Genomic DNA, 23,953 nt, shown 5'->3' on the forward strand with positions numbered 1-23,953 from the left:
GATGCCAGTGTCGACGCGGCTTTGCCTGCATTTTTTCAGCAAGGCCCGCTGTTTTTCTGCAAGGGGTTGCAAAAAAGCCCGGCCTTCGCCGGGCTTTTCGCCTTATCTTGCCGTCAAACGGTTCAGGCCGACTTCTTCTTGTCGTCATCCTCGTCGATTTCCTCGAAATCGGCGTCGACAACGTCACTGTCCTTGGCGGCATCCGCCTTGGCGTCGGCTTCCGCCGCTTCCTTCTGCGAAGCCTCGTACATGGCTTGGCCAAGCTTCATCGAAGCCTCGGCAAGCGCCTGGCTCTTGGCTTCGATGTCGGCCGGGTCGTCGCCTTCGGTCGCGGTCTTCAGCGCCGCGATCGCGTCGGAGATCGCCGTGCGCTCGCCTTCCGAAACCTTGTCGCCATATTCCTTCAGCGACTTCTCCGAGGAATGCAGCAGCGCTTCGGCCTGGTTGCGGGCCTCGACCAGCGCCCGCCGCTTCTTGTCGGTCTCGGCGTTGGCCTCGGCGTCCTTGACCATCTTCTCGATGTCGGCGTCCGAAAGACCGCCCGATGCCTGGATGCGGATCTGGTGCTCCTTGCCGGTACCCTTGTCCTTGGCCGAAACGTTGACGATGCCGTTGGCGTCGATGTCGAAGGTGACCTCGATCTGTGGCACGCCGCGCGGCGCCGGCGGGATGCCGACCAGGTCGAACTGGCCGAGCGCCTTGTTGTCGGCGGCCATTTCACGCTCACCCTGGAAGACCCGGATGGTCACGGCCGACTGTGAGTCCTCGGCCGTCGAGAACACCTGGCTCTTCTTGGTCGGGATCGTCGTGTTGCGTTCGATCAGGCGGGTGAACACGCCACCCAGCGTCTCGATGCCGAGCGACAGCGGCGTCACGTCGAGCAACAGCACGTCCTTGACGTCGCCCTGCAGCACGCCGGCCTGGATGGCGGCGCCGAGAGCGACGACTTCATCCGGATTGACGCCCTTGTGCGGCTCCTTGCCGAAGAACTGCTTCACGATCTCCTGGATCTTGGGCATGCGGGTCATGCCGCCGACCAGGACGACTTCGTCGATCTCGCCGGCCTTCAGGCCGGCATCCTTGAGAGCCGCCTTGCAAGGGGCAATCGTGCGCTGGACCAGGTCGTCGACCAGCTGCTCGAACTTGGCGCGCGTCAGCTTCAGCGTCAGGTGCTTCGGCCCGGTCGCGTCGGCGGTGATGAAGGGCAGGTTGATTTCGGTCTGGGTGGTCGACGACAGCTCGATCTTGGCCTTTTCAGCCGCCTCCTTGAGGCGCTGCAGGGCAAGCTTGTCGTTCTTCAGGTCGATGCCCTGTTCCTTCTTGAACTCGGCCGCCAGATATTCGACCAGGCGCATGTCGAAATCCTCGCCGCCGAGGAAGGTGTCGCCATTGGTCGACTTGACCTCGAACACGCCGTCGCCGATTTCGAGCACCGAAATGTCGAACGTGCCGCCGCCAAGGTCATAGACGGCAATGGTCTTGCCTTCCTTCTTGTCGAGGCCATAGGCAAGCGCTGCCGCGGTCGGCTCGTTGATGATGCGCAGCACTTCAAGGCCGGCGATCTTGCCGGCGTCCTTGGTCGCCTGGCGCTGGGCGTCGTTGAAATAGGCTGGAACGGTGATGACCGCCTTCTCGACCTTCTCGCCGAGATAGGCTTCCGCCGTCTCCTTCATCTTCTGCAGGATCATGGCCGAGATCTGCGAGGGCGACTGCTTCCTGCCGCCGGCTTCGACCCAGGCATCGCCATTGTCGCCCTTAACGATCTTGTAGGGGACAAGCTTCTTGTCCTTCTCCGTCACCGGATCGTCATAGCGGCGGCCGATCAGGCGCTTGACCGCGAAGATGGTGTTTTCAGGATTGGTGACCGCCTGGCGCTTGGCCGGCTGGCCGACCAGACGTTCGTCGTCGCCCGAAATGGCGACGATGGAAGGCGTCGTGCGCGCGCCTTCCGCATTCTCGATCACCTTGGGCTCCTTGCCATCCATGATGGCGATACACGAGTTGGTGGTGCCGAGATCGATACCGATTACTTTTGCCATTTTTCTAGTCTCTCCGCTAAGCAGGCTATCAGGACCCGTACAGGCGTTCCGACGAAAGCCCCTGTTCACAAGAAATCCCGTTCCGGCAACCGGCATTCCGGCGCCGAACGGCTTGGCGCGTATATAAGAACAGGCGGCATCGCGCGCAAGCATTCTGCGCAAGGCTTCCATGAACCTTTCCACCTCCGCCTGCGACTGATCTCCAGGTGCCGCATGGTGCGGCCCGGAAAGGAAGCCCCCATGACCAATAACCCAGAGACTCCCAGGTCTCCGGGAACAACAGGAGCTCGGCGCGACCACCGCCTTCGGGACGAGGTCGATGCGCTGGGCTTTCTGTTGATTCCGTTGACCCTGCGTAAGAGCAGGCGTATCGTCATCTTGAGGAAAGCAGACAATTCGATCAGGGAAGAACGAGCCGGACCGCCGCGCCTTGCCCTGATTTGCGCGGCCAGACCCGACGTTCTCCCGTCGACTACGGGGGGTAGTGTCATGTCTCGCATCCGCGGCTCGTTCGTGTCGTCTCTTGCTGGCGGCTTGCGCCGCGCTGCGCATCCAGGCGGGTTGCTGGCACTCGGCCTGTGGCTGGGCGCCGCGCAGGCGCAGGAAACCCGGATCATTTATCCCGGTTCGATGGCGGTGACCGGATTTTCCGGCACCATCATTCCCAATTTCGACCCCCCTGATTCCGAAAAAGAGGGACTGCCGCCCGGCGTCGATCCGGTCGACGAAACCTTCATCGACACCACGCGCGCCACCTTGCGCGTCTTCGACGTCTCGCAACTGGGCGGACCAGCCACCGGCCAGCTCGTCAACACGCCACCGCCCTTCGAGGTGACGGCGGAGCAGGTCGGCCAGGTGTTCGGCGTCACCTACGATGACGGCGTGCGCGACGGCGTTCCGACGGGCATTCCCAATCTCTATGCCGGCGCCACCTCGCTGCACGGCATCCGTATCGTCACCCCGGACGCCGACGATGACGGCCGCCCCGAGCGGCAGCGCCGCGGCGCTGCCGGCGCCATCTTCATGGATGGCCAGTTCGGCACCGAAAACGGCGGCGGGCCGGGCACCGTCTGGAAGATCGACGGCATCACCGGCCAGGTCTCCAAATTCGCCGACATCGACACCAACAGCGGTCCCGGCATCGGCAATCTCACTTTCGACGCCACTCACCGCGAGTTCTTCGCGTCCGATCTCGATACCGGCCTGATCCATCGCATCGATGCCGAAGGCAGGCTGATCGACAGCTTCGATCACGGCGTTGCCGGCCGTCCCGCGCATGGGCTTGCTCCAGTCGCCGACGACGGTTCGGTGATGGACATAAAGGGAGCGACCTTCGACAGCGAAGACCCCGACAGCTGGGGCTACACGCAGGACGAGCGCCGCGTCTGGGGCGTCTCCTACCATGGCGGCCGGCTCTACTACTCGGTCGGCGAAAAGTCGGAAATCTGGTCGGTGGGCATCGCCCGCGACGGCAGTTTTGTCGGCGACCCGCGCTGGGAACTGACGGTCAAGGCCGACAAGGACTACGCCGTCACCGACATCGCCTTCGACAATAGCGGCTTCATGTACCTGGCCCAGCGCGGCCCAGTCGAGAACCGCTACGATTACAGCCAATTCGCCGATTCCGGCAAAGGCGAGGTCATCCGCTACTTCCGAGAGAACCCGGACGATCCGGAGACGGAATCGGTCTGGGTCGAAGTGCCGCAGGAATATGCGGTCGGTTTCCCGCAGGGCAACCGGCAGGCCGCCGGCGGTCTCGACCTGCAATATGGTTATGATTCCGACGGCAATCTCGACACATCGGTCTGCACGCAGACGCTGGTCAAGTCAGGCGACAAGCTGCGCGACAATCCTTCACTCGCCGAACGGCTCGCCGCCGGCGGGCCGCTGGCCGTGCATGGCGTCCAGATCACGCCGAAAGAGCTGGTCAAGCCGGCCAACGTGCCGCCCTTCGGCTCCTGGTTCGTCGACTTCGACGGTTATTTCGAAGATCCGGAGGTCGAGGGCCATGTCGGCGACGTTGCCGTCTGGCATCCTTGCGAGGGCCGCGCCGGCTATTACGAGGAAATCCCGGGCGGCTACCTGCCCCCCTTCTACCCGCCGGATTTCCCACCACCCGGCAACCTGCCTCCGTGCATCGATGTCGAGGATATCAGGTATTACTGTACGCCTCGCGGCCTCCAGGCCGATCTCTATCTCCATGACCATGCCGGCTTCGGCGGCGATTCGATCAAGGCCCAACCTTCCAATGAGACAAAGTCCAGGACGCCAGGCGTCGGGGTGACATCATCCCAGTCGCATGCGCCCGGCAAGCCTTACACGGTCGACATCACCGGCCACTATCCGGGCGACAGAGTGGATGTTGGACTTTGCTTCTACAGGAAGTCCGACAAGGACAAGGGTGGCTACTACCCTTGCTGCAAGATGATCTTGCCGCTCCGAACCCCAGCCGTCAGCTGCGAACGTTGAGGAGGGGAAGATGAAAAATCTCGCACTCTCCCCGCTCACGACGAGCTCGCAATCCACAGTCATGGAGACGATCATGAAACCCCTGTCATACGCCAGGCGCGGCGCGCGCTGGCTGATGGCGGCCGGTATCGCGGTCGCCATGTTCACCCCTGTGGCAAGCCACGCGGAAGACGCCGCCCCGATCACCCCGGAACTGAGGCTCGATCTCGACAATTCGAAGATCGTCAATCCGAGGCCGGAGCGGGCGGTGCCCTTCTTCACCAAGAAAGGCACCCAGCGGAGCTGCGACTATGTCGTCTACTCCCTGAGCTTTGGCCTGCGCGGCGATGCGCAAGCCTTCGCCGACCTGACAGCCTTGCTGAAAACGCTCAAGATCGAGTTCAAGGACCAGCTTCCACACGGCCTTTCGATCGTCAGCGCGAATGTGTCGGGCGACGGCACGGACGCTTCGGGCGGACCATTGCCCGGCGTTTCGATCAGCACCTCGGCCGGTCCGAACGACACGGCAACGGTGTCCAATTTCCGGCTCTCCGCCGCTGATCTCGACGGCGCCGGTGCCGCCAATGAACGCGTCATCAACTTCCAGATCACGGCCAAGATCGACCATGCGGCGTTTCCTTCGCCGACCGTGATCGACAACCAGGGTGTGATCAAGGTCAGCAACGGAGCCGGCCCCGGGACCATTATCCCGTCGCAGGATCCGGGCAAGCCCGACGATGGCGACTACAAGTCCGGGGCCAAGACCTCGATCAAGATCGACCTCACCAACTGTGATAAGCGGCCACCGCCTCCCGACCGGGAATGCTTCAAGGTGGAACGCGGCACGGTGGACTGCGTGCCCGGCGGCGGCGCCTTCATCTACCACATGCCGGTCGGCCCGGAGATGGGCGGCAAGTGGGTGCAGGTGTCGACGACCACATCAGGCGTCACCATCATCCCCGACACCCAGTTGGTGCCGGCGGGCGGCGGTGTGCTCAACTGGAAGATCGTCGGCGCATCGCCCGGCGACGTCATCCACCTCATCGTCACCGGCATCGAAACCTATGCCGGTCCGAAGGAAGGCTGGGGCCTTTGCTGCACGCAGACGATCGACATCGTCATCCCGCGTGACCAGAGGTGCCCGCCCAAGGACAAGGAGCCGGACCTCAAGGTCGAGAAACGCGCCGACGTGACGCGTTGCTCGATGGGTGGCGGCTGCGACTTCACCATCAGGGTCACCAATGTCGGCACCGGTGCCTACCACGGCAAGATCGTGCTCGACGAGGTGACGCTGCCGGCCGGATCGACGCTCGATTCAGGACCCAATCCGCCCTGGGTCTGCGTACCCGGCGCTACCCCGATGATTTGCACCTACCCAGTAACCACGCTCAATCCGGGGGCCTCCGTCAACCTCAAGCTCGGCTTCAAGCCGGCCGGAGGCTGGCAAGGCAGCGTCTTGCGTAACTGCGCCACCTATAATTACGGCGCCAGCGGCAAGCCGCTGTTCGGCAGCCAGTCGAACGATCGCGGCTGCGCCTCGATCCCGATCTGCCGGCGTGGCGATCGTGACCGCGACTGCCGGCCGCCGGTCGAGAAGAAGGTCGACCTGATCCTGAAGAAGCGTGCCCGCGTCCCGGTCTGCACGGCCGACGGCATCTGCCACTTCGTGATCGACATCATCAACAACGGCACATCGACTTATAACGGGCCGCTGACGGTGATCGACAGCTACCCGGCCGGCGCGCCGGCCTCCTCGACCTTCGGCCCAAGCCCGCCATGGACCTGCGTACCGACAGGTCCCGGCCTGTTCCGCTGCGACCATGCGGGGATCTCGCTGCCTCCGGGCGGCTCGACGCCGATCGTCGTCAAGGCGGTCATGCCGGCCGGCTATCAGTCGGACATTGTCGAGAATTGCGCGACGGTGAAGCCCATCCCCGGCGAAAACGACCTCACCAACAACAAGGCCTGCGCCAAGGAACGCTTCCGCCATCCCAATGGCGGCAAGCCGACCCTGCGCATCACCAAGGTCTGCAACGGCTCGCTCGCCGGTGCCGCGCTGATCTCTTGCCGCATCACCGTCATCAGCCTTGGCACCGCTGCCCCCACCGGTCCGGTGCGGGTCAACGATGCCGCCACGCTGGTGGCCGGCGGCGCGCCTGTCCAGATCCAGACCGTCACCCCTGACGGCGCGGAATGGGCGTGCGGACCGGTTCCGGCCAACGCACTGTCGTGCCAGATTCCCGGTGCCGTCATGAAACCTGGAACCAGTCGCCACTTCGACGTGACGGTTTCGGCCAATGGCGCGTTCGAAAACTGCGCGCGCGGCTCTTATGGGCCGGCACCGGGCGACGACGTCGTCTATCCCTTTGGCCAGGCCTGCGCCAAGGGCGGCGGCGCCTCGACCATCCGTGTCGAAAAGACCGGCGACCGCGAATGCAGGCTCGGCCAACCCTGCTCGTTCGAGATCACCGTCACCAATGACGGAGCGACCGCCTTCTCCGGGCCGGTCCGCATTGGCGATGCGATTGGCGTGGAGGGTCTCGGCAGGCTGGAAGGCGTTGAGATCACGTCGATCGATCCGCCCTTCGGCTGCTCGCCGGCACCGGCAACCTTGCCTGCGTCCTGCATTGCCAATTTGTCGCTCGGCGCCGGCGAAAGCCGGGTGCATCATGTCACCGTGGTCATTCCCGACGACGGTCGTCTGGCCAATCTGCAGGGCAATGTCAGCGGCCAGAACTGCGTCGGCGTGCTCTCTCCCGACACACGGGTGCAAGGCGGTGGCGACGTGCTTGGCGGCGATCAGGCCAATGTGCAGGGCGATCGCGGCAAGGCCTATGCCTGCCATCCCTTCACCATCAGCCAGGAGACGAAGAAGGAATGCTCGCAGGGCTTCGTCATGAACGATGCCGGCCGCTGCGTCTGCCCGGAAGGCACCACCTACCGCAACGGCCAGTGCTCGCCGGGCGGCGGTATCGTGCCGAAGCCGGAACAGCCGAAGCGCTGTGTGCTGCTCGAAGGCCAGATCCGCACCGAGGACGGACGTTGCGTCTGCCCACGCGGAACCGGGCTTGAGAACGGCAGATGTGTCAGGACCGACAAGCCCGAGCAGTGCACCGTCCGTGGCCAGGTCCACAATGCCGATGGCGATTGTGTCTGCCCCAGGGGAACGGAGATCAGGGGCAATGCCTGCCGCCCGATCCAGCCAAAGCCTGAGCAGTGCACGATCCGTGGCCAGGTCCACGATGCCGATGGCGATTGTGTCTGCCCGAGAGGGACCGAGGTGCGCAATGGCGCCTGCCGTCCGATGCGGCCAAAGCCCGAGCAGTGCACGATCCGTGGTCAGGTTCACGACGCCGACGGCGATTGTGTCTGCCCAAGGGGTACCGAGGTCAGAAACGGAGCCTGCCGCCCGATTCGGCCGAAGCCTGAGCAATGCACGATCCGTGGCCAGGTCCATGACGCAAAGGGCAATTGTGTCTGCCCGAGGGGTACCGAGGTGCGGGGCAATGCCTGCCGGCGCAAGCAGCCGACGCAGGAGCAATGCGACATACGCGGCCAGGTCCACAACAAGCGTGGCGAGTGTGTCTGTCCGCGTGGGACGCAGGTGATCAACGGCGCATGCCGCAAGCCCAGGCAAGAGGTGGAATGCGCACCGGGCTCGCAGATGATCAACGGCCAGTGCCAGCCGATCATCAGGCGGCGCTGCCCGGAAGGTACGATCGGACGCTATCCGAACTGCCGGGCGGTCCGCGGGCAACCGTCGCTGGAGCTCAACCCCGGCCTGCTGCTGCAGCAGGTACTGCCACGGCGCAGGCCGCAGATCGAACAGCAGCAGGATCCGGTTCCAGACAGAATCCTGAAGCTCCAGCAGCAATAACGATCTGCTCGACGCCAGACCAGAAACCCGCCGGAGCAATCCGGCGGGTTTTCTTATGGCTCCGAGGCAAGCGGAAATTGGCTGCAACAGGATCGCGGACGCCGCAACGCCACCTCCGGCCGTGCAGCCGCCGCGCCCGTGCCCTCGACAAGTCGGCTGGAGCGCATTAGGCAGTCGATAGAGTGGCCGAACGTGAAGGGCACTCGGAAAGGCCGCATCCATGAGCAGAAAGACCCTGATTGCACCGTCGGTGCTGGCGTCGGATTTTTCCAAACTCGGCGATGAGGTCGAAGCGGTGGCGGCGGCCGGCGCCGACTGGATCCATCTCGATGTGATGGACGGGCATTTCGTGCCCAACATCACCTTTGGCCCGCCGGTGATCAAGGCGATCCGCAACCGCACCGAGGCCTTCTTCGACTGCCATCTGATGATTGCCCCGGCCGACCCCTATCTGGCCGCTTTCGCCGAGGCCGGCTGCGACGGTTTGACCGTCCATGCCGAAGCCGGCCCGCATCTTGACCGCTCGCTGCAGACCATCAGGAACCTCGGCAAGAAGGCCGGTGTGTCGCTCAATCCGGCGACGCCGGAAAGCGTGGTCGAATATGTGCTCGACCGGCTCGACCTGATCCTGATCATGACCGTCAATCCGGGCTTCGGCGGCCAGGCCTTCATCCCGGCGATCGTCGACAAGGTGAAGCGGGTCAAGGCCCTCATCGGCGGCCGGCCGATCCGCATCGAGATCGACGGCGGTGTTTCAGCCGAAACCGCGCCGCTGGTCACCGCTGCCGGCGCCGACGTGCTGGTCGCGGGCGCCGCCATCTTCAAAGGCGGCAGCGTCGAGGCTTACCGTCAGAACATCCAGGCGATCAGGACGGCAGCCGACCACGCAGCCGGCTAACCAGCGCTTTTCCCGCGTTCAGCCCGGCATGCCGGCTAAGGTTCTGGTACCGGCCGAGGCTTGTGATGGTCTGATGCGCAACGGCATCGGATCTGGAGCGGCTGCCTGATTCGGCCTCAAGGGTCCTCACAGCAGACAGTTGATCCGGCGCGCATACAAAAGAACAGAAAGAACAGATTCTCCTGCGTGCATACAAAACATGTTAAGTTCCCGCAGGTTGTGAAAATGCGCGGAATTACAGCATTGAGCTCCAGATGCCGCATATTCCTTCGTGCTAAAGTACAATAACGTGATCTTGTGCTTGAGCAGGCGAATGCCCGCACTGTATGGTACAAGTACGAGAAGGCGAATGCTTTCGGACTCGAATCGCCCAGGACAAGTCTTGGGGACAAGGAGTCGCTATGACATACGGAGCTGCCAATCTGAACGACGACGCTGCGGGACCGAAGAGTACGCTTGCCAGTACGGTCTATCAGCAATTGCGGGACGATCTTCTCGGTGGTGTTCTTGAGGCCGAGAGCAAGCTGCGGGTCGAATGGGTGGTCTCCAAATATGGAGCCGGCGCCTCGCCTGTCCGCGAAGCTCTCAATCGCCTCGCCTCGGAAGGACTTCTCGGCCGGCACGATCAGCGCGGCTTCTTCATCATGCCGGTCAGTGCGTCGGAACTCGAGGAGCTGACGCGCACCCGCTGCTGGCTCGAGGAGCGGGCGCTTCGCGAATCCATCGCCCACCGCACCGCCGAATGGGAAGAACAGCTCGTGCTGGCGCTGCATCGCCTGGGACGCGCGTCACGCCTGTCTCCGCAGGATCTCTTTTCGCTCAATCCCGATTGGGAGAGGCTGCATCGTATCTTCCACAGGGTGCTGATTTCGGCCTGCCGGTCGCAATGGCTGGTGGGGTTTTGCGACCAGCTCTCCGATCACGCCTATCGCTACCGGCAAATGGCCAATGATGGCGAGGGTGTCCAGCGCGACGATTTCGGCGAGCATCGCCTGATCGCCGAATGTGCCTTGGACGGCAATGCCGACGGTGCCGTCGAGGCACTGCTCAACCATTACCAGTTGACTGCCGCCATGTGCATGAAGCGTTTCGAGCAGGACGACGAAACGAAGGAACTCGCCGGCAAACGCGCTCGGCGATAACAGCCGATTCCCGGCGGGCTCTTGCGCTCGTTTCTTGCTCGCAATCCGCGTCGAGCGCGGCTGGCGTGAACCGCTGTCAGCAGGCTTGACGGCGCGGCCAAGAACCGCGAACTCTCGCCGCCGAGGCATGCCGCGACAGGCGCATGCTCAGCGCCGCCGCACCCAGGGAAGTCTTCATGAGCAATCATCTGTTCGATGCGTTCCGGTCCCGGATGCCGGCGCCAGCGCGCTTGCTGATGGAAACCGATGATGGCCGCTCGCTCACCTATGGCGATATGCTGGCCCGCTCGGCGCAGCTTGCGCATGCGCTCCTGCAACTCGATGTCGAACCCGGTGACCGCGTTGCCGTGCAGGTCGAGAAGAGCCCGGAAGCGGTCATGCTCTATCTCGCCTGCCTGCGAGCCGGCGCCGTCTTCCTGCCGCTCAACACCGCCTACACGCTGGCTGAGCTGGAGTATTTCTTCGGCGACGCAGAACCACGCCTGGTCGTCTGCGATCCGGCAAGAGCTGCCGACATCGGCGCGCTGGCGGAAAAGACCGGCGCTGTCACCGTCACGCTCGGCCGCGACGGCCGGGGATCGCTGACCGACCAGGCCTCGCGACTGCCGACGGATTTTCATGACGTGGCGCGTGGGCCGGATGACCTCGCGGCGATCCTCTACACGTCGGGAACCACCGGCCGGTCGAAAGGCGCCATGCTCGGCCACGAGAATCTTGCTTCGAACGCGCGCGTGCTGGTCGAGCACTGGCGTTTCACTGGAGACGACGTGCTGATCCACGCATTGCCGATCTTCCACACGCACGGCCTGTTCGTCGCCACCAATGTCGTCCTGATGGCCGGCGCCTCGATGCTGTTCGAGCAGAAGTTCGATCCGGCCCGCATCGTCTCGCTGCTGCCGCGTGCCACGGCCCTGATGGGCGTGCCGACCTTCTACGTGCGCCTGCTGCAGCAGGATGGGCTGGACCATGAGGCGGCAAAAAACATCCGTGTGTTCATTTCCGGGTCGGCGCCGCTGCTGGCCGAGACGCACAAGTCCTGGCGCGAGCGCACCGGCCACGCGATCCTCGAACGCTACGGCATGACCGAGACCAACATGAACACCTCGAACCCCTATGAGGGCGAGCGGCGCGCCGGTACCGTCGGTTTCCCCTTGCCCGGCGTCATGCTTCGCATCGCCGATCCAGACAGCGGCGCACCGCTTGCGCAGGGCGAGGTCGGCATGATCGAGGTGAAGGGCCCAAACGTCTTCGGCGGCTATTGGCGCATGCCGGAGAAGACCAAGGCGGAATTCCGAGCCGACGGTTTTTTCATCACCGGCGATCTCGGTATGATCGACGCCGACGGCTACGTCCACATTGTCGGCCGCGGCAAGGACCTGATCATATCGGGCGGCTACAACATCTATCCGAAGGAACTCGAAAGCGAGATCGACGCGCTCGACGGGGTTAGCGAAAGCGCCGTCATCGGCGTTGTCCATCCGGATTTCGGCGAAGGTGTCACCGCTGTCGTCGTGCGTGCGCCGTCATCGCGGATCACCGGTGCCGAAATTCTCGGCGCCATCGCCGGGCGGGTGGCGAAATACAAGCACCCGAAGCGGGTGATCTTCGTCGATGAACTGCCGCGAAACACCATGGGCAAAGTACAGAAAAACGTGCTGCGCGATACCTACAAGGACATATACGCACCATAGTTGCGCGGTGCCTGGGGTAGGGGCTCCTTACTCCTTGCGCGGCCTTTCGGCCCGGCTGCCGGAACCCCACAAGGCACGCTTCAGCAGGTTGCGCTTGCGTGGGGCGAGGTTGATGTCGCTGACAAGCTTGGCGCCGCCCTCGCGCCGTTCCAGGGTGATCTTGCGGCTGTGGAAGGCTTCCAGCTCGGCCCGGTGCGCCACGCTGATGATGGTGACATCAGGCAATTCGCGGATCACCGTCGCCATCATGGTGTCCTGGCTCTTCTCGTCGAGCGCCGAGGTTGCTTCATCCAGCACGACGATATCGGGGCGGTGCAGCAGCAGGCGTGCGAAGGCGAGACGCTGCTTTTCGCCGCCCGACAGCGTCTGGTCCCATGGCGCTTCTTCCTTGATCCTTTCGACAAGGTAGGCGAGGCCGACCTTGTCGAGGGCGGCCTTGATCTGTTTGATCGTCCACTTGTCCGCCGCCGCGGGATAGGCGACCGCGCGGCGAAGCGTGCCCGAAGGGATGTAGGGGCGTTGCGGCAGCATGAACAGTCGCCTGTCGGCGTGGAAATTGACGCTGCCGCCGCCCCACGGCCACAGGCCCGCGACGGCCCGCACCAGCGTCGACTTGCCCGAGCCGGATTCGCCGGCCACCAGCACCCGCTCACCGGGTTCGATCGCAACCTCGGTCTCCTTGACCACGGCGGTGCCGTCGTCGAGCGTCACGGAGAGATCGTCGAGGCTGAGCATGGCACCGTCGTCGGTTTCGCCGTGCTGGATGCGTCCAAGCGCATCGCTCTGCTCCGCACGCTCGAGCCCGTCGAGCGACATCATCAGCGAAGCTACGCGCCGCGCGGAGGCGTTCCAGTCGGCAAGACGCGGGTAGTTGTCGACCAGCCATCCGAACGCGCCTTGCACGATGCCAAAGGCGGACGCTGCCTGCATCACCTCGCCAAGCGTCATTGAGCCTTCGAGGAATTTTGGCGCGCACAGCAGGATCGGCACGACCGGCGCAAACAGGCTCGATCCCTGCGACACCGCCGCCGTGCGCATGTGCTGGCCCGTCAGCAGCGCCCATTGCCTCAGCACATGGCCGAAATTCCTGTCGATGCCGCTGCGCTCCTCCTCCTCGCCGCCCAGCAAGGCGATGCTCTCGCCGTTTTCGCGCACGCGCGTCAGCGTGTAGCGCAGTTCGGCCTCCGCCTGGTTCTTCCGCTCGGAGAGCTGGACGAAATTGCGGCCGATGACCACCATCGCGGTCGAGGTGATGGCGGCATAGATCATCGCGGTGATGACCAGGAAGCCGGGGATGGTGATGCTCTCGCCGCCGATCGGCAAAGTGAGCGCGCCGCCGATGGTCCACAGCACGACGATGAAGGTCGAGGCAGACAGGAACGCGTTGAGGACGCCGGCGATGAAATCGACCGGCGACTCGGTGGCGATGCGCAGATCCTCGGTCATGCGGGCCTCGGGGTTCTGGTGGTCGCCGCCGACGAGATTCAGTTGGTAGTAGCGGCCGCCTGCCAGCCAGCGCGCGATGACCGCGGTGGTCAGCCAGGAACGCCAGCGGCGCTGGATCGTCATGCGCAGGTAGACCTGCGCGACGACAAGGCTGCCGCTGCAGATTACCAGCGGCACGAAGACGGCGCTGAGGAAATAGACGCTGCGGGCGTTGCGCTGCTCGAGGGCATCGAACATCGAACGGTTCCAGACATTGATGCCATACTGGAAGCCGATATTGATGCAGATCAGCAGCAGCACCCCGATCGTCAATGGCCAGGCGAGCCGGTCGCCGCGCCGGCTCCAGTAACCGCGCGCGCTGATCCAGAAACGCCGCAGCAGATATTTCTTGCGCTCCTGCTCGGCCCCTTCGGGCGTCAGTTGCGGATCGGGCTCGACAGCATCCGGCGGTGGCCCCGGCTGGCCGTCGACCTCCGGGGCAGCTTCGGCACTCGACAGCTTTTTTTCGCGCAGCTCCTCGTGGCGTGGCCTTTGGTCACGCGGCGCTTTCTGTGGCGGCTTCAAGGCACCGCGCGGTTTGATGCCGTCGGCCTGTTTCAATTTGGGTTTCGCCTCGGACATACGCTCCGACAACGACCTCAAAATCAAAAGGTTTCATGACGTCAGCCGGCTTGAACCTGAAATCAACGCGCAGTGTCGGAACCGGCCGCAAAAACCTTTTCGCCGCCGATCCAGACGCCCTTCGTGTCGAGATCGTCCGACAGCGCGACAATATCCGCAGCCGTGCCGTTGGCGAATCGGCCAAGCCGGTGCGACTGGCCGATTGCTTGCGCCGGATAGAGCGAGGCCATGCGCAAGGCCTCGGAAAGCTCGACCCCGGCGACGCGGTGGATGAAACGAACGGCCGAGATCATATCGAGATCGGCGCCCGCCAGTGTTCCGTCGGCGAGCCTCAGGCTGCCGTCCCTTCGATAGATGGTGCGACTGTTGAGCGTGAACGACGTCATGTCGGTGCCGATTGTCGCCATGGCGTCGGTGACCAGCACGATCCTGGCCGGCCCCTGCTTGGCGCGCAGCGCGATCTTGATGGTGGCCGGATCGACATGGATGCCGTCGGCGATGAGGCCGGCCGACAAGGTGCCGATGTCGATGGCGGCGCCGACCAATCCGGGCTCGCGATTGCCGATCTGGCTCATCGCATTGAACAGATGGGTGACCATTGAGGCGCCGGCCGCGGCAAAGGCGCTGGCGGTGGCATAGCCGGTATCGGAGTGGCCAAGGCTGACGATGATGCCGGCCCTGGCGAGTGCCGCGACGCGCGCCGGCTCGACGGATTCAGGGGCAATGGTGGTGAGCAGCACCGGTAGTTTTTGCCGCGCGGCGATCAGCATCGCCTGATCGGCATCCGTCATCGGCCGGATCAGCGCCGGATCATGCGCGCCCTTGCGGGCGACCGACAGATGCGGGCCTTCGAGATGCAGTCCGAGAAACCCAGGCACCTTCTGGCGCGCCGCTGCCTCGCCGGCGGCGACAGCGGCGGCCGTGATTGCAGGCGTGTCGGTGATCAGCGTCGGCAGCAGCGCCGTCGTGCCGAAGGGCGCGTGCGCGCGGCAGATGGTCTCGATTGAAGCGACATCGGGGTGGTCGTTGAGCATGACGCCGCCGCCGCCGTTGACCTGCAGGTCGACGAACCCCGGCGCCAGAAGGCCGCCACCGGTGTCGACGACGCGGATATCCGAGGGGATGGCACCAGTGGGCAGAATGGCCTCGACGAGACCGTCGCGCACGACAAGTGCGTGGCCTTCATGCCAGTCGTCGCCGTCGAAAATCCGGGCGCCAGTCAGGGCAAAGCGATCGCTCATACTGTCTCCGTCACCTTGCGAAGATTGCGCGGCGTGTCCGGATCGAGACCGCGATGGCGGGCAAAGGCCTCGACGAACATGTAGAAGGAGACGATCAGCGTCAGCGGATCGGTCAGCGGGTGCCCGGTGGCGACATGCGGCAGGCGCACGGCGCGTTTGGCAAGCGCGGAGGTGACGAACACCGGCGCGCCCTTGGCCGCCAGGCTGTCGGCGGCCTCGGCGATAGACGGTTCGGAGGCGTCGCGCGCGGCCAGCGCCAGCACCGGAAAGTCGGGGCCGATCAGCGCCAGCGGGCCGTGCATGACTTCGGCGGCGCTGTAGGCCTCGGCATGCATGCCGCAGGTCTCCTTGAATTTCAGCGCCGCTTCGTTGGCCATCGCTGCCGACGGTCCGCGGCCGAGGATGAACAGCGACTTCTGCTTCTCGATCGTCTCAGACAGCACGCTCATCCAGTCGCAGGCGATCGCCTTGCCGAAATGCTCCGGCAGGCGGGCAAGTGCGGCCAACAGCGCATCGTCGCCGGTGGCGTGCGCCATCAGAGCGAGGCCGGCGACGGCCGAATTGATGAAGGTCTTGGTGGCCGCCACGCTGCGCTCGGGGCCGGCCAGGATATCGATCGCATAGTCCGAAGCACGCGCCAGCGGCGAATCGGCGGTGTTGGTGATGGCGACGGTCAGCGCGCCCCCCGCCCGCGCCGTTTCGGCCATGGCGACGATATCGGGGCTCTTGCCCGACTGCGAGATCGCCAGGCAGGCCGAGCCGGCGAGCCTGAGCTTGCGGCCATAGATCGAGGCGATCGACGGTCCGACAGACGCCACGGCCAGGCCCGCGGTCAGCTCGACGGCGTATTTCATGAAGGTGGCGGCATGGTCGGACGAGCCGCGCGCCACGGTGACGACGAACTGCGGGTCGCGTTCGCGGATGCCGCGCCCGGCCTCGGTCAGCACGGCGCCGGAGCCGTCGAGCAGGCGGGCGACCGCTTGCGGGACCTCCTCGATCTCGCGCCGCATATGGGTCATTTCTGCCGACATGGTCGGCTCTGTCGTGCTCATGGTCGGCCCTCTTCGCTCGGCCCTGTCAGCCGCAGTTCGGCGACGAAATCATAGGCGTCGCCCCGGTAGATGGAGCGGGTGAATTCGATCACCTTGCCGCTCGCCAGATAGGAAATGCGTTCGATGTGCAGGCCGGCAATACCTGGCGGCACTTCGAGCAGGCGCGCGTCGCTGTCTCCGAGATTGGCGGCGGAAATGCGCTGCACGGCGCGCACTGGCCGGTTGCCGGTCAATTCCAGCGCCGCGTAGAGCGAGGAACCTATATCGGCCGGATCGGGCAACACGCTGGCCGACAGCGAGGCGCGTTCGATCGCCAGCGGCGTGTCGTTGGCGATGCGCAGGCGCGCCACGCGCGCCACCAGTTCGCTCGAGGACAGGCCGAGCACCATCATCTCGTCGGGCGAAGGTGCGTAAAGGCCGCGGTCGAGCCATGCCGAACGCACAGCCATGCCGCGCCGCGCCATGTCTTCGGTGAACGAGGTCAGCCGCGACAGCGACTGTTCGACACGCTCCATGCGCGGCGCCACGAAGGTGCCGGAGCCGTGGCGCTGCACCAGGATGCCGCCCTTGACGAGATCCTGCACCGCCTTGCGCACGGTGACCCGCGAAATATCGGCCTTGGTGGCGATGTCGCGCTCGGAAGGCAGCGCGTCGCCCGGCCCGATCAGGCCGCGATTGACCGCGTCCTCGATGCTCTTGCGAAGCTGCAGATAAAGCGGCGCGCCGCTTTGCGCCTGATGTTTGAGCGTGGCGAAGATCTGGTCGGCGGCCTCGCTCATCGAGTTGCCTCCGCGTGTCCGGCGAAAAGGCGAACCGCCATCTGCACCGCGCCGCCCAGTGCGTCGTCGAGCGGCGGCTTCAGCAGCGCCCGGTAGCGGGCAGACAGGCGCGGCGCGTAGAGCGGCGCCAGCCCGCCGAGCAGGCACAGCGGCGCGTCGTCAGCAAGGTCGAGCGCGCCGAGCGAGGCTTCGACATCGGCGACCACCCTGTCGAGGATCCAGTTGGCGACGCTGTCGCCCTTCTCGGCATGCTCGAACACCTTGGGTGCGAAGCCGCCGAAATCGCCCGGCTTGGCATTGGTGGTGAATTCGACGACGTCTTCCGGGTTGTTGCGGAAGACGGCCAGCATGCTGTGCGTCAGCGGCGAACCGGCGCGAACGCCGTCATAGGCAAGCAGTGTCTGTTCGAGCAGGTCGCGGCCGATGCGGGCGCCGCTGCCCTGGTCGCCGACCTGGAAACCCCAGCCGCCGATGGCCCGCGATTTGCCTTGTCTGCGCGCCATATAGGCGGTGCCGGTGCCGAGGATCGCCATGGCGCCGTCACCCGAGCCGACAGCGCCCTCCAGTGCGATCTCGGCGTCGGTCTCGACGCGACTGATGCTGAACGGCAGGATCGCTTCGAGCTGCTGCCGATAGGTACCGACATTGGCGCCGGCCAGCCCGAGAATGGCCGGCGTCCGCGGGATCAGTTCCGCATCCTGCCCGGCGGCGAGAAACGCCTGCCGCGCGGCCTCGACGATGTTCGAGCGGGCGCCGGTCAGGTCGGTGCGGATGTTGGCGGCGCCGCTTTTGGCGCGGCCGATCACCGTGCCGTCCGCCGTTGCCAGAGCGGCCCTGCAACTGGTGCCGCCGCCATCGATTCCGAGCACGAAATTCACTTGATTTCTCCTCCGGGCGGATAATACCAATAAAATACCAATAGCCAAGGATTAATTTCCGTTTCAAAAAGATTAAGCCGTATTTTATTGAAAGATCTGCGTATTTCGTCGGTTCAACGCTTCCAGACCAGCAAATTCGTTAATGCGTGTGGACAAGTGGTATTTTTTTGGTATTGTTCTGGTATTGGAGGAACCGGGATGGCCGAAACGCGCACTGAAGCGCTTCACAAGAATGCCGAAGGGCTGGATATCCAGGCCCCGGACACCGTCCTTTCCTATTTGGCCGATGCGCAGATCGAAGCCGCCAAGGTCGTGCGCCACGCCATTCCATCCATCGCCAGGGCTGCCGAGATCATTGCCGTCAGGCTGAAGAGCGGCGGCAAGCTCGCCTACGCCGCTGCCGGCAGCTCAGGCCTGATGGCGCTGGCCGATGCGCTGGAGCTGCCGGGCACCTTCGGCATTCACCGCGACCGCATCGCTATCCTGATCGCCGGCGGCGACGACGCTTTCCGTACGCTGGCCGGAGGGCCGGAAGACGATACCGAGGAGGCTGCGGCAGCGGTCGCCGGGGCCGGCCTCGGCAAGGGCGACTGCCTGATCGCCATTTCCGCCAGCGGCACGACGCCCTATGCCGTCAAGGCCGTCGAGGAGGCTGCTCGCCGCGGCGCTGCCACCATCGGCATCGCCAACAACAGGGACTCTGCGCTGCTGCGCCGGGCACAAACCGCCATCCTGCTCGAAACGCCGCCGGAACTGATCGCCGGCTCCACGCGCATGGGCGCCGGCACCGCCCAGAAAATCGCGCTCAATATGCTGTCGACGCTGACCGCCATCCATCTCGGCCATGTGCATGACGGTTACATGGTCAATCTCATGGCCGACAACATCAAGCTGCGCGACCGCGCGGCCCGCATCGTCGCCGCCGTCAGCGGACGCGGTACGGACGAAGCGGCCCGCCTGCTCGAGAAGAGCGGCGGCGCGGTCAAGACCGCCATTCTGCTCGCCGCCGGCGCCGACAGCACTGACGCGGCGCAGAAGATACTGGAAGAGGCCGGCCAGAAGCTGCGGCCGGCCCTTTCCGCGCTGGGGCATGATCCCGAAAAGTGGAAGCCGCTTTTCGGAAAAGATCATGCTCGAACAGAGAAATAGAGCCTGGTTCATCCCGATTTTCATCGGGGTGAAACAGGCTTGCGAGGGGAGCAAAGGGCGCACTGCCTCCGTTCTCATCAAAACCGAACCTGAAAAAGGTCAACAGGGAGACTGAGCATGACAACGAAACTACTGACGGCACTGCTTTTGGGCACCAGCATTCTCGGCTCGGCCGGGGTTGCCTATGCCGAAGACGTAACGCTCAACATCGAAAGCTGGCGCGGCGACGACCTTGCCATCTGGAAGGACAAGCTGATCCCGGCTTTCGAAGCCAAGAACCCGGGCCTCAAGGTGGTGTTCGCGCCGTCGGCTCCGACCGAATATGACGCAGCGCTCGGCGCCAAGCTCGCCGCCGGCTCGGCGGGCGACCTGATCACCTGCCGCCCGTTCGACAAGTCGCTCGAGCTGTTCAAGAAGGGCAACCTTGCGGATCTCTCGGCGCTGCCCGGCATGGAGAACTTCTCGCCCGTGGCCAAGTCCGCCTGGCAGACCGACGACGGCAAGGCGAGCTTCTGCGTGCCGATGGCATCGGTCATCCACGGCTTCATCTACAACAAGGACGCCTTCGACAAGCTCGGCATCAAAGTGCCGGAGACCCGCGACGAGTTCTTCGCCGCACTCGACAAGATCAAGGCCGACGGCACCTACATCCCGATGGCGATGGGCACCAAGGATCTCTGGGAAGCCGCAACCATGGGCTACCAGAACATCGGCCCGAACTACTGGAAGGGCGAGGACGGCCGCGCGGCGCTGATCAAGGGCGAGCAGAAGCTGACCGACAAGGACTGGGTCGCGCCGTATGAGGAACTGGCCAAGTGGAAGCCGTATCTCGGCGACGGCTTCGAGGCGCAGACCTATCCGGACAGCCAGAACCTGTTCACGCTCGGCCGCGCCGCCATCTACCCGGCCGGCTCATGGGAAATCGGCCTGTTCAACACCCAGGCGCAGTTCAAGATGGGCGCCTTCCCGCCGCCGGTCGAGAAGGCCGGCGACACCTGCTACATATCAGACCATACCGATATCGGCATGGGCCTGAATGCGGCTTCGAAGAACGCCGATGCGGCCAAGACCTTCCTGTCCTGGGTCGCCTCGCCTGATTTTGCCACCATCTACGCCAACGCGCTGCCGGGCTTCTTCAGCCTGAACTCCGCTCCGGTGAAGATGGAAGACCCGCTGGCGCAGGAATTCGTCTCCTGGCGCGGCAAGTGCAAGTCGACGATCCGCTCGACCTACCAGATCCTGTCGCGCGGCACGCCGAACCTCGAAAACGAGACCTGGGTTGAATCGGCCAACGTCATCAACGGCACCGATACGCCGGAAGCCGCGGCCAAGAAGCTGCAGACCGGTCTCGACAGCTGGTACAAGCCGGCCAAGTAGAACTCAGGCAACGGAACCGGCCGGGCGCAGGCCTGGCCGGTTCCGGACTACCTCATTCAAAGTGCGCTTATTCAGATAGCGATTGTCGGCACTGCCTCCCGGCCTTACCCTCTCATCGGGGAAGGCTAGCTGATCAGTCGCAGGCCTTTGTTCTTGCCGCATCGGGCAGGAATGTTCGGGCCGTGCATCGAGGCATCATCTAGATCGATACCCTTTGGAACCGAGAGACGGCGGGGACCGAACTCATGGCCGCAGATATCCGACCGAAAAGACCGTTCCGCTGGCACATCGGCATCTTCCTGGCGCCGGCCGTGCTCGTCTACACGGCGATCATGATCCTGCCGCTCGCCGGCACGCTGCAGCTGTCGCTGTTCCGCAACATCGAGCAGCACCAGGTCTTCGTCGGGCTGCAAAACTTCCGCACCCTGTTCGGCGATCCCAACTGGTCGGTGGGTTTCTGGAACGCGCTGAGGAACAATGTCTGGTTCTTCATCATCCACATGATCGTGCAGAACCCGATCGGCGTCATGCTGGCCGCGCTTCTGTCCAGCCCGAAACTCAGATTCGCGGCTTTCTACCGCACGGCGATCTTCGTGCCGACCATCCTGTCCTTCGTTATCGTCGGTTTTGCCTGGAAGCTGATCCTGTCGCCGCTGTGGGGCGTGGCGCCGCATCTGATGGACATCGTCGGCCTGAAAAGCCTGTTCACGCCGTGGCTCGGCAAGGAGCAATATGCACTGACCGCACTCAGCCTGATCTCGGTGTGGCAGTTCGTCGGCATTCCGATGATGCTGATCTATGCCGCCCTGCTGTCGATCCCCGAAGAGGTGATCGAGGCCGCCGAATGCGACGGGATTACCGGCCTTTCACAGTTCTGGAAGATCAAGCTGCCGCTGATCCTGCCGTCGATCGGCATCATCTCGATCCTCACCTTCGTCGGCAATTTCAACGCTTTCGACCTGATCTACACCGCGCAAGGCGCACTCGCCGGGCCGAACTATTCGACCGACATTCTCGGCACCTTCCTCTACCGCGCCTTCTTCGGCTTCCAGCTGCAGACCGGCGACCCCAATATGGGCGCGGCAATTGCCACGATGATGTTCCTGATCATCCTCGGCGGTGTCTGCGTCTACCTCTTCCTCGTGCAGACGCGCCTGCGTCGCTACCAGTTCTGAGGGTTGGATATGTCACGGCTAAACACCCCCCTCTGTCCTGCCGGACATCTCCCCCTCAAGGGGGGAGATTGGATATCATCACTGCTTTCGCCAATCGCCACCGTTGCAAGAAGGGCGGCGACATTGACGCTGCCAATCTCCCCCCTTGAGGGGGAGATGTCCGGCAGGACAGAGGGGGGCGCCTTGGCGCCGACCTCGCAGATCGCGATTGTTCAGGAGACGTCCCAATGAGCACCGCCACCCGTTCCGTGCCCCGCACCATCGGCGCCCACGCGATCCTTTTGACCTACACGGTGATCGCGCTGTTTCCGGTGATCCTCGTCATCATGAACTCGTTCAAGTCCCGCGCCGGCATCTTCGGCGCGCCTTTGACGCCCCCGACGCCAAAAACCTTCGACCTGATCGGCTACACGACCGTCATCGGCCAGGGCGACTTCATCCACTATTTCCAGAACAGCCTTGTCGTCACCGTCGCCTCGCTGTTCTTCGTGCTTTTGTTCGGCGCCATGGCCGCGTTCGCACTGTCGGAATACCGCTTCCGCGGCAATTCGCTGATGGGGCTCTATCTGGCGCTCGGCATCATGATCCCGATCCGGCTGGGCACCGTGGCCATCCTGCAATTGATGGTGGCGAGCGGGCTGGTCAACACGCTGACGGCGCTGATCCTGGTCTACACCGCGCAGGGCCTGCCGCTTGCCGTGTTCATCCTGTCGGAGTTCATGAAACAGGTGTCCGACGATCTAAAGAATGCCGGCCGCATCGACGGGCTGTCCGAATACACCATCTTCTTCCGACTGGTGCTGCCGCTGGTCAGGCCCTCGATGGCGACCGTCGCCGTCTTCACCATGATCCCGATCTGGAACGATCTGTGGTTCCCGCTGATCCTGGCGCCGTCGGAGGAAACCAAGACCGTGACGCTCGGCGCGCAGCTGTTCCTCGGCCAATTCGTCACCAACTGGAACGCCATCCTGGCAGCCCTGTCGCTGGCGATCATGCCGGTGCTGATCCTCTACGTCATCTTCTCGCGGCAGCTGATCCGCGGCATCACGTCCGGAGCCGTCAAGTGAGTTCTGAAACACCTCTTCGCGTCGTCGTCGCCGGGCTCGGCAATATGGGTCGCAGCCATGCGCTGGCTTATCATACCAATCCAGGTTTCCAGATCGCGGCGCTGATCAATCGCTCCGACGTGCCGCTGCCGGACGGGCTGTCCGGCTACGGCATCAGGCGCTCCTTCGATGACGCCCTGCGTGACGAAAAGCCCGATGTCGCCTGCATCGCCACCTATTCCGACAGCCATGCCGATTACGCGGTGAGGGCGTTCGAGGCCGGTTGCCATGTCTTCGTCGAGAAGCCGCTAGCAACGACGGTGGCCGACGCCAAGCGCGTCGTTGCGGCGGCCAAGGCCAATGGCAGGAAGCTGGTGATCGGCTACATCCTGCGCCATCACCCGTCCTGGATCAGGCTGATCGCCGAAGCGCGCAAGCTCGGCGGGCCCTACGTGTTCCGCATGAACCTCAACCAGCGATCCTCGGGCCACACCTGGGAGACGCACAAGCAGTTGATGCAGACGACGTCGCCGATCGTCGACTGCGGCGTGCACTATCTCGACGTCATGCTGCAGATCACCGACGCCAAACCTATCGAGGTGCGTGGCATGGGCGTGCGGCTGTCCGACGAGGTGGCGCAGTCAATGTACAATTACGGCCATTTGCAGGTGCTGTTCGACGACGGCTCGGTCGGCTGGTACGAAGCCGGTTGGGGGCCGATGATTTCGGAAACCGCCTTCTTCGTAAAGGACGTCATCTCGCCCAATGGCTGCGTGTCGATCGTCATGAAGGAAGGTGTGAAGTCCGATGACATCGACACCCACACCAAGACTTCGACCATCCGCCTGCACAGTGCGGCGACCGGCGCGGACGGCAAGTTTCTCAAGGCCGACGAGATGCTGTCGATGGAGGGCGAACCCGGCCATCAGGATCTCTGCGACCTCGAACAGGCCTTCGTGCTGAAGGCGATCCGCGAGGATCTCGATCTCACCAAACATATGGACGACGCGGTCAAATCGCTCGCCGTCTGCCTTGCAGCCGACGAGAGCGTGCGCAGTGGCGCCGCCGTCAAACTCTAGAACAGGGACGAAGCC

General features: G+C 64.1%; 16 protein-coding genes. 10 read left to right on the top strand and 6 right to left on the bottom strand.

Annotated features, from left to right (window positions below; all coding sequences use genetic code 11):
• Positions 1-122: 122 nt before the first annotated feature.
• Complete coding sequence (dnaK, locus tag EOB80_RS13190; protein WP_023810872.1) at positions 123-2,039, bottom strand: molecular chaperone DnaK; 1,917 nt, start codon at positions 2,037-2,039, stop codon at positions 123-125.
• 213 nt (positions 2,040-2,252) lie between these two features.
• Between dnaK and EOB80_RS13195 the strand changes: the two genes are divergently transcribed.
• From EOB80_RS13195 to EOB80_RS13215, 5 genes are all read left to right on the top strand, one after another.
• A complete protein-coding gene (locus EOB80_RS13195; RefSeq protein WP_164762606.1) occupies positions 2,253-4,508 on the top strand; it encodes a hypothetical protein in 2,256 nt (751 codons plus the stop codon).
• A gap of 10 nt (positions 4,509-4,518) precedes the next feature.
• Complete coding sequence (locus EOB80_RS13200) at positions 4,519-8,364, top strand: hypothetical protein (protein ID WP_127328009.1); 3,846 nt, start codon at positions 4,519-4,521, stop codon at positions 8,362-8,364.
• A 220-nt stretch (positions 8,365-8,584) separates the two neighbouring features.
• A complete protein-coding gene (gene rpe, locus EOB80_RS13205) occupies positions 8,585-9,262 on the top strand; it encodes a ribulose-phosphate 3-epimerase (protein ID WP_127271687.1) in 678 nt (225 codons plus the stop codon).
• A 401-nt stretch (positions 9,263-9,663) separates the two neighbouring features.
• A complete protein-coding gene (locus EOB80_RS13210; protein WP_127320269.1) occupies positions 9,664-10,404 on the top strand; it encodes a GntR family transcriptional regulator in 741 nt (246 codons plus the stop codon).
• 176 nt (positions 10,405-10,580) lie between these two features.
• The gene (locus EOB80_RS13215; RefSeq protein ID WP_127328011.1) at positions 10,581-12,095 is read left to right on the top strand and encodes a malonyl-CoA synthase; all 1,515 of its coding nucleotides are present in this window, start codon (positions 10,581-10,583) and stop codon (positions 12,093-12,095) included.
• A gap of 27 nt (positions 12,096-12,122) precedes the next feature.
• Here the strand turns inward: EOB80_RS13215 and EOB80_RS13220 are convergent, their stop codons facing one another.
• The 5 genes from EOB80_RS13220 to EOB80_RS13240 all read right to left on the bottom strand — a co-directional run bounded on the left by EOB80_RS13220 (position 12,123) and on the right by EOB80_RS13240 (position 18,112).
• The gene (locus EOB80_RS13220; RefSeq protein ID WP_027040195.1) at positions 12,123-14,162 is read right to left on the bottom strand and encodes an ABC transporter ATP-binding protein/permease; all 2,040 of its coding nucleotides are present in this window, start codon (positions 14,160-14,162) and stop codon (positions 12,123-12,125) included.
• A 62-nt stretch (positions 14,163-14,224) separates the two neighbouring features.
• The gene (gene nagA / locus EOB80_RS13225) at positions 14,225-15,403 is read right to left on the bottom strand and encodes an N-acetylglucosamine-6-phosphate deacetylase (RefSeq protein ID WP_127328012.1); all 1,179 of its coding nucleotides are present in this window, start codon (positions 15,401-15,403) and stop codon (positions 14,225-14,227) included.
• Positions 15,400-16,434: an SIS domain-containing protein gene (locus EOB80_RS13230; protein ID WP_164748800.1), complete on the bottom strand. Its 1,035-nt coding sequence runs from the start codon at positions 16,432-16,434 to the stop codon at positions 15,400-15,402. Before EOB80_RS13230 ends, nagA begins: the two co-directional genes overlap by 4 nt.
• A 17-nt stretch (positions 16,435-16,451) precedes the next feature.
• A complete protein-coding gene (locus EOB80_RS13235; protein WP_027040192.1) occupies positions 16,452-17,234 on the bottom strand; it encodes a GntR family transcriptional regulator in 783 nt (260 codons plus the stop codon).
• Positions 17,231-18,112 carry an N-acetylglucosamine kinase gene (locus EOB80_RS13240; protein WP_127328016.1) on the bottom strand — a complete coding sequence of 294 codons (882 nt, stop codon included), beginning with the start codon at positions 18,110-18,112 and terminating at the stop codon, positions 17,231-17,233. The genes EOB80_RS13235 and EOB80_RS13240 overlap by 4 nt, the downstream gene beginning before the upstream one ends.
• A gap of 198 nt (positions 18,113-18,310) precedes the next feature.
• Here EOB80_RS13240 and EOB80_RS13245 point away from each other — a divergent pair, with 198 nt between their 5' ends.
• From EOB80_RS13245 to EOB80_RS13265, 5 genes are all read left to right on the top strand, one after another.
• On the top strand, positions 18,311-19,261 hold the full coding sequence (locus EOB80_RS13245; protein WP_127321313.1) for an N-acetylmuramic acid 6-phosphate etherase: 951 nt from the start codon (positions 18,311-18,313) through the stop codon (positions 19,259-19,261).
• A 117-nt stretch (positions 19,262-19,378) separates the two neighbouring features.
• Positions 19,379-20,638 carry an ABC transporter substrate-binding protein gene (locus EOB80_RS13250; RefSeq protein WP_127328018.1) on the top strand — a complete coding sequence of 420 codons (1,260 nt, stop codon included), beginning with the start codon at positions 19,379-19,381 and terminating at the stop codon, positions 20,636-20,638.
• Between the two features lie 245 nt (positions 20,639-20,883).
• Complete coding sequence (locus tag EOB80_RS13255) at positions 20,884-21,813, top strand: sugar ABC transporter permease (protein WP_127321311.1); 930 nt, start codon at positions 20,884-20,886, stop codon at positions 21,811-21,813.
• Between the two features lie 227 nt (positions 21,814-22,040).
• Positions 22,041-22,880 (top strand): carbohydrate ABC transporter permease, encoded by an 840-nt coding sequence (locus tag EOB80_RS13260; protein WP_127265686.1) that lies wholly within the window; start codon positions 22,041-22,043, stop codon positions 22,878-22,880.
• Entirely contained in the window at positions 22,877-23,938 is a 1,062-nt protein-coding gene (locus EOB80_RS13265) for a Gfo/Idh/MocA family oxidoreductase (RefSeq protein WP_127328020.1), read from the top strand. The genes EOB80_RS13260 and EOB80_RS13265 overlap by 4 nt, the downstream gene beginning before the upstream one ends.
• Positions 23,939-23,953: the final 15 nt, after the last annotated feature.

Source organism: Mesorhizobium sp. M7A.F.Ca.MR.245.00.0.0 (assembly GCF_003997415.1).
Taxonomy (GTDB): domain Bacteria; phylum Pseudomonadota; class Alphaproteobacteria; order Rhizobiales; family Rhizobiaceae; genus Mesorhizobium.

What these genes read in the sequence shown, in the direction of transcription:
- dnaK (WP_023810872.1), bottom strand. Translation starts at nt 2,039, where the DNA reads ATGGCAAAAGTAATCGGTATCGATCTCGGCACCACCAACTCGTGTATC.
- EOB80_RS13195 (WP_164762606.1), top strand. Translation starts at nt 2,253, where the DNA reads ATGGTGCGGCCCGGAAAGGAAGCCCCCATGACCAATAACCCAGAGACT.
- EOB80_RS13200 (WP_127328009.1), top strand. Translation starts at nt 4,519, where the DNA reads ATGAAAAATCTCGCACTCTCCCCGCTCACGACGAGCTCGCAATCCACA.
- rpe (WP_127271687.1), top strand. Translation starts at nt 8,585, where the DNA reads ATGAGCAGAAAGACCCTGATTGCACCGTCGGTGCTGGCGTCGGATTTT.
- EOB80_RS13210 (WP_127320269.1), top strand. Translation starts at nt 9,664, where the DNA reads ATGACATACGGAGCTGCCAATCTGAACGACGACGCTGCGGGACCGAAG.
- EOB80_RS13215 (WP_127328011.1), top strand. Translation starts at nt 10,581, where the DNA reads ATGAGCAATCATCTGTTCGATGCGTTCCGGTCCCGGATGCCGGCGCCA.
- EOB80_RS13220 (WP_027040195.1), bottom strand. Translation starts at nt 14,162, where the DNA reads ATGTCCGAGGCGAAACCCAAATTGAAACAGGCCGACGGCATCAAACCG.
- nagA (WP_127328012.1), bottom strand. Translation starts at nt 15,403, where the DNA reads ATGAGCGATCGCTTTGCCCTGACTGGCGCCCGGATTTTCGACGGCGAC.
- EOB80_RS13230 (WP_164748800.1), bottom strand. Translation starts at nt 16,434, where the DNA reads ATGTCGGCAGAAATGACCCATATGCGGCGCGAGATCGAGGAGGTCCCG.
- EOB80_RS13235 (WP_027040192.1), bottom strand. Translation starts at nt 17,234, where the DNA reads ATGAGCGAGGCCGCCGACCAGATCTTCGCCACGCTCAAACATCAGGCG.
- EOB80_RS13245 (WP_127321313.1), top strand. Translation starts at nt 18,311, where the DNA reads ATGGCCGAAACGCGCACTGAAGCGCTTCACAAGAATGCCGAAGGGCTG.
- EOB80_RS13250 (WP_127328018.1), top strand. Translation starts at nt 19,379, where the DNA reads ATGACAACGAAACTACTGACGGCACTGCTTTTGGGCACCAGCATTCTC.
- EOB80_RS13255 (WP_127321311.1), top strand. Translation starts at nt 20,884, where the DNA reads ATGGCCGCAGATATCCGACCGAAAAGACCGTTCCGCTGGCACATCGGC.
- EOB80_RS13260 (WP_127265686.1), top strand. Translation starts at nt 22,041, where the DNA reads ATGAGCACCGCCACCCGTTCCGTGCCCCGCACCATCGGCGCCCACGCG.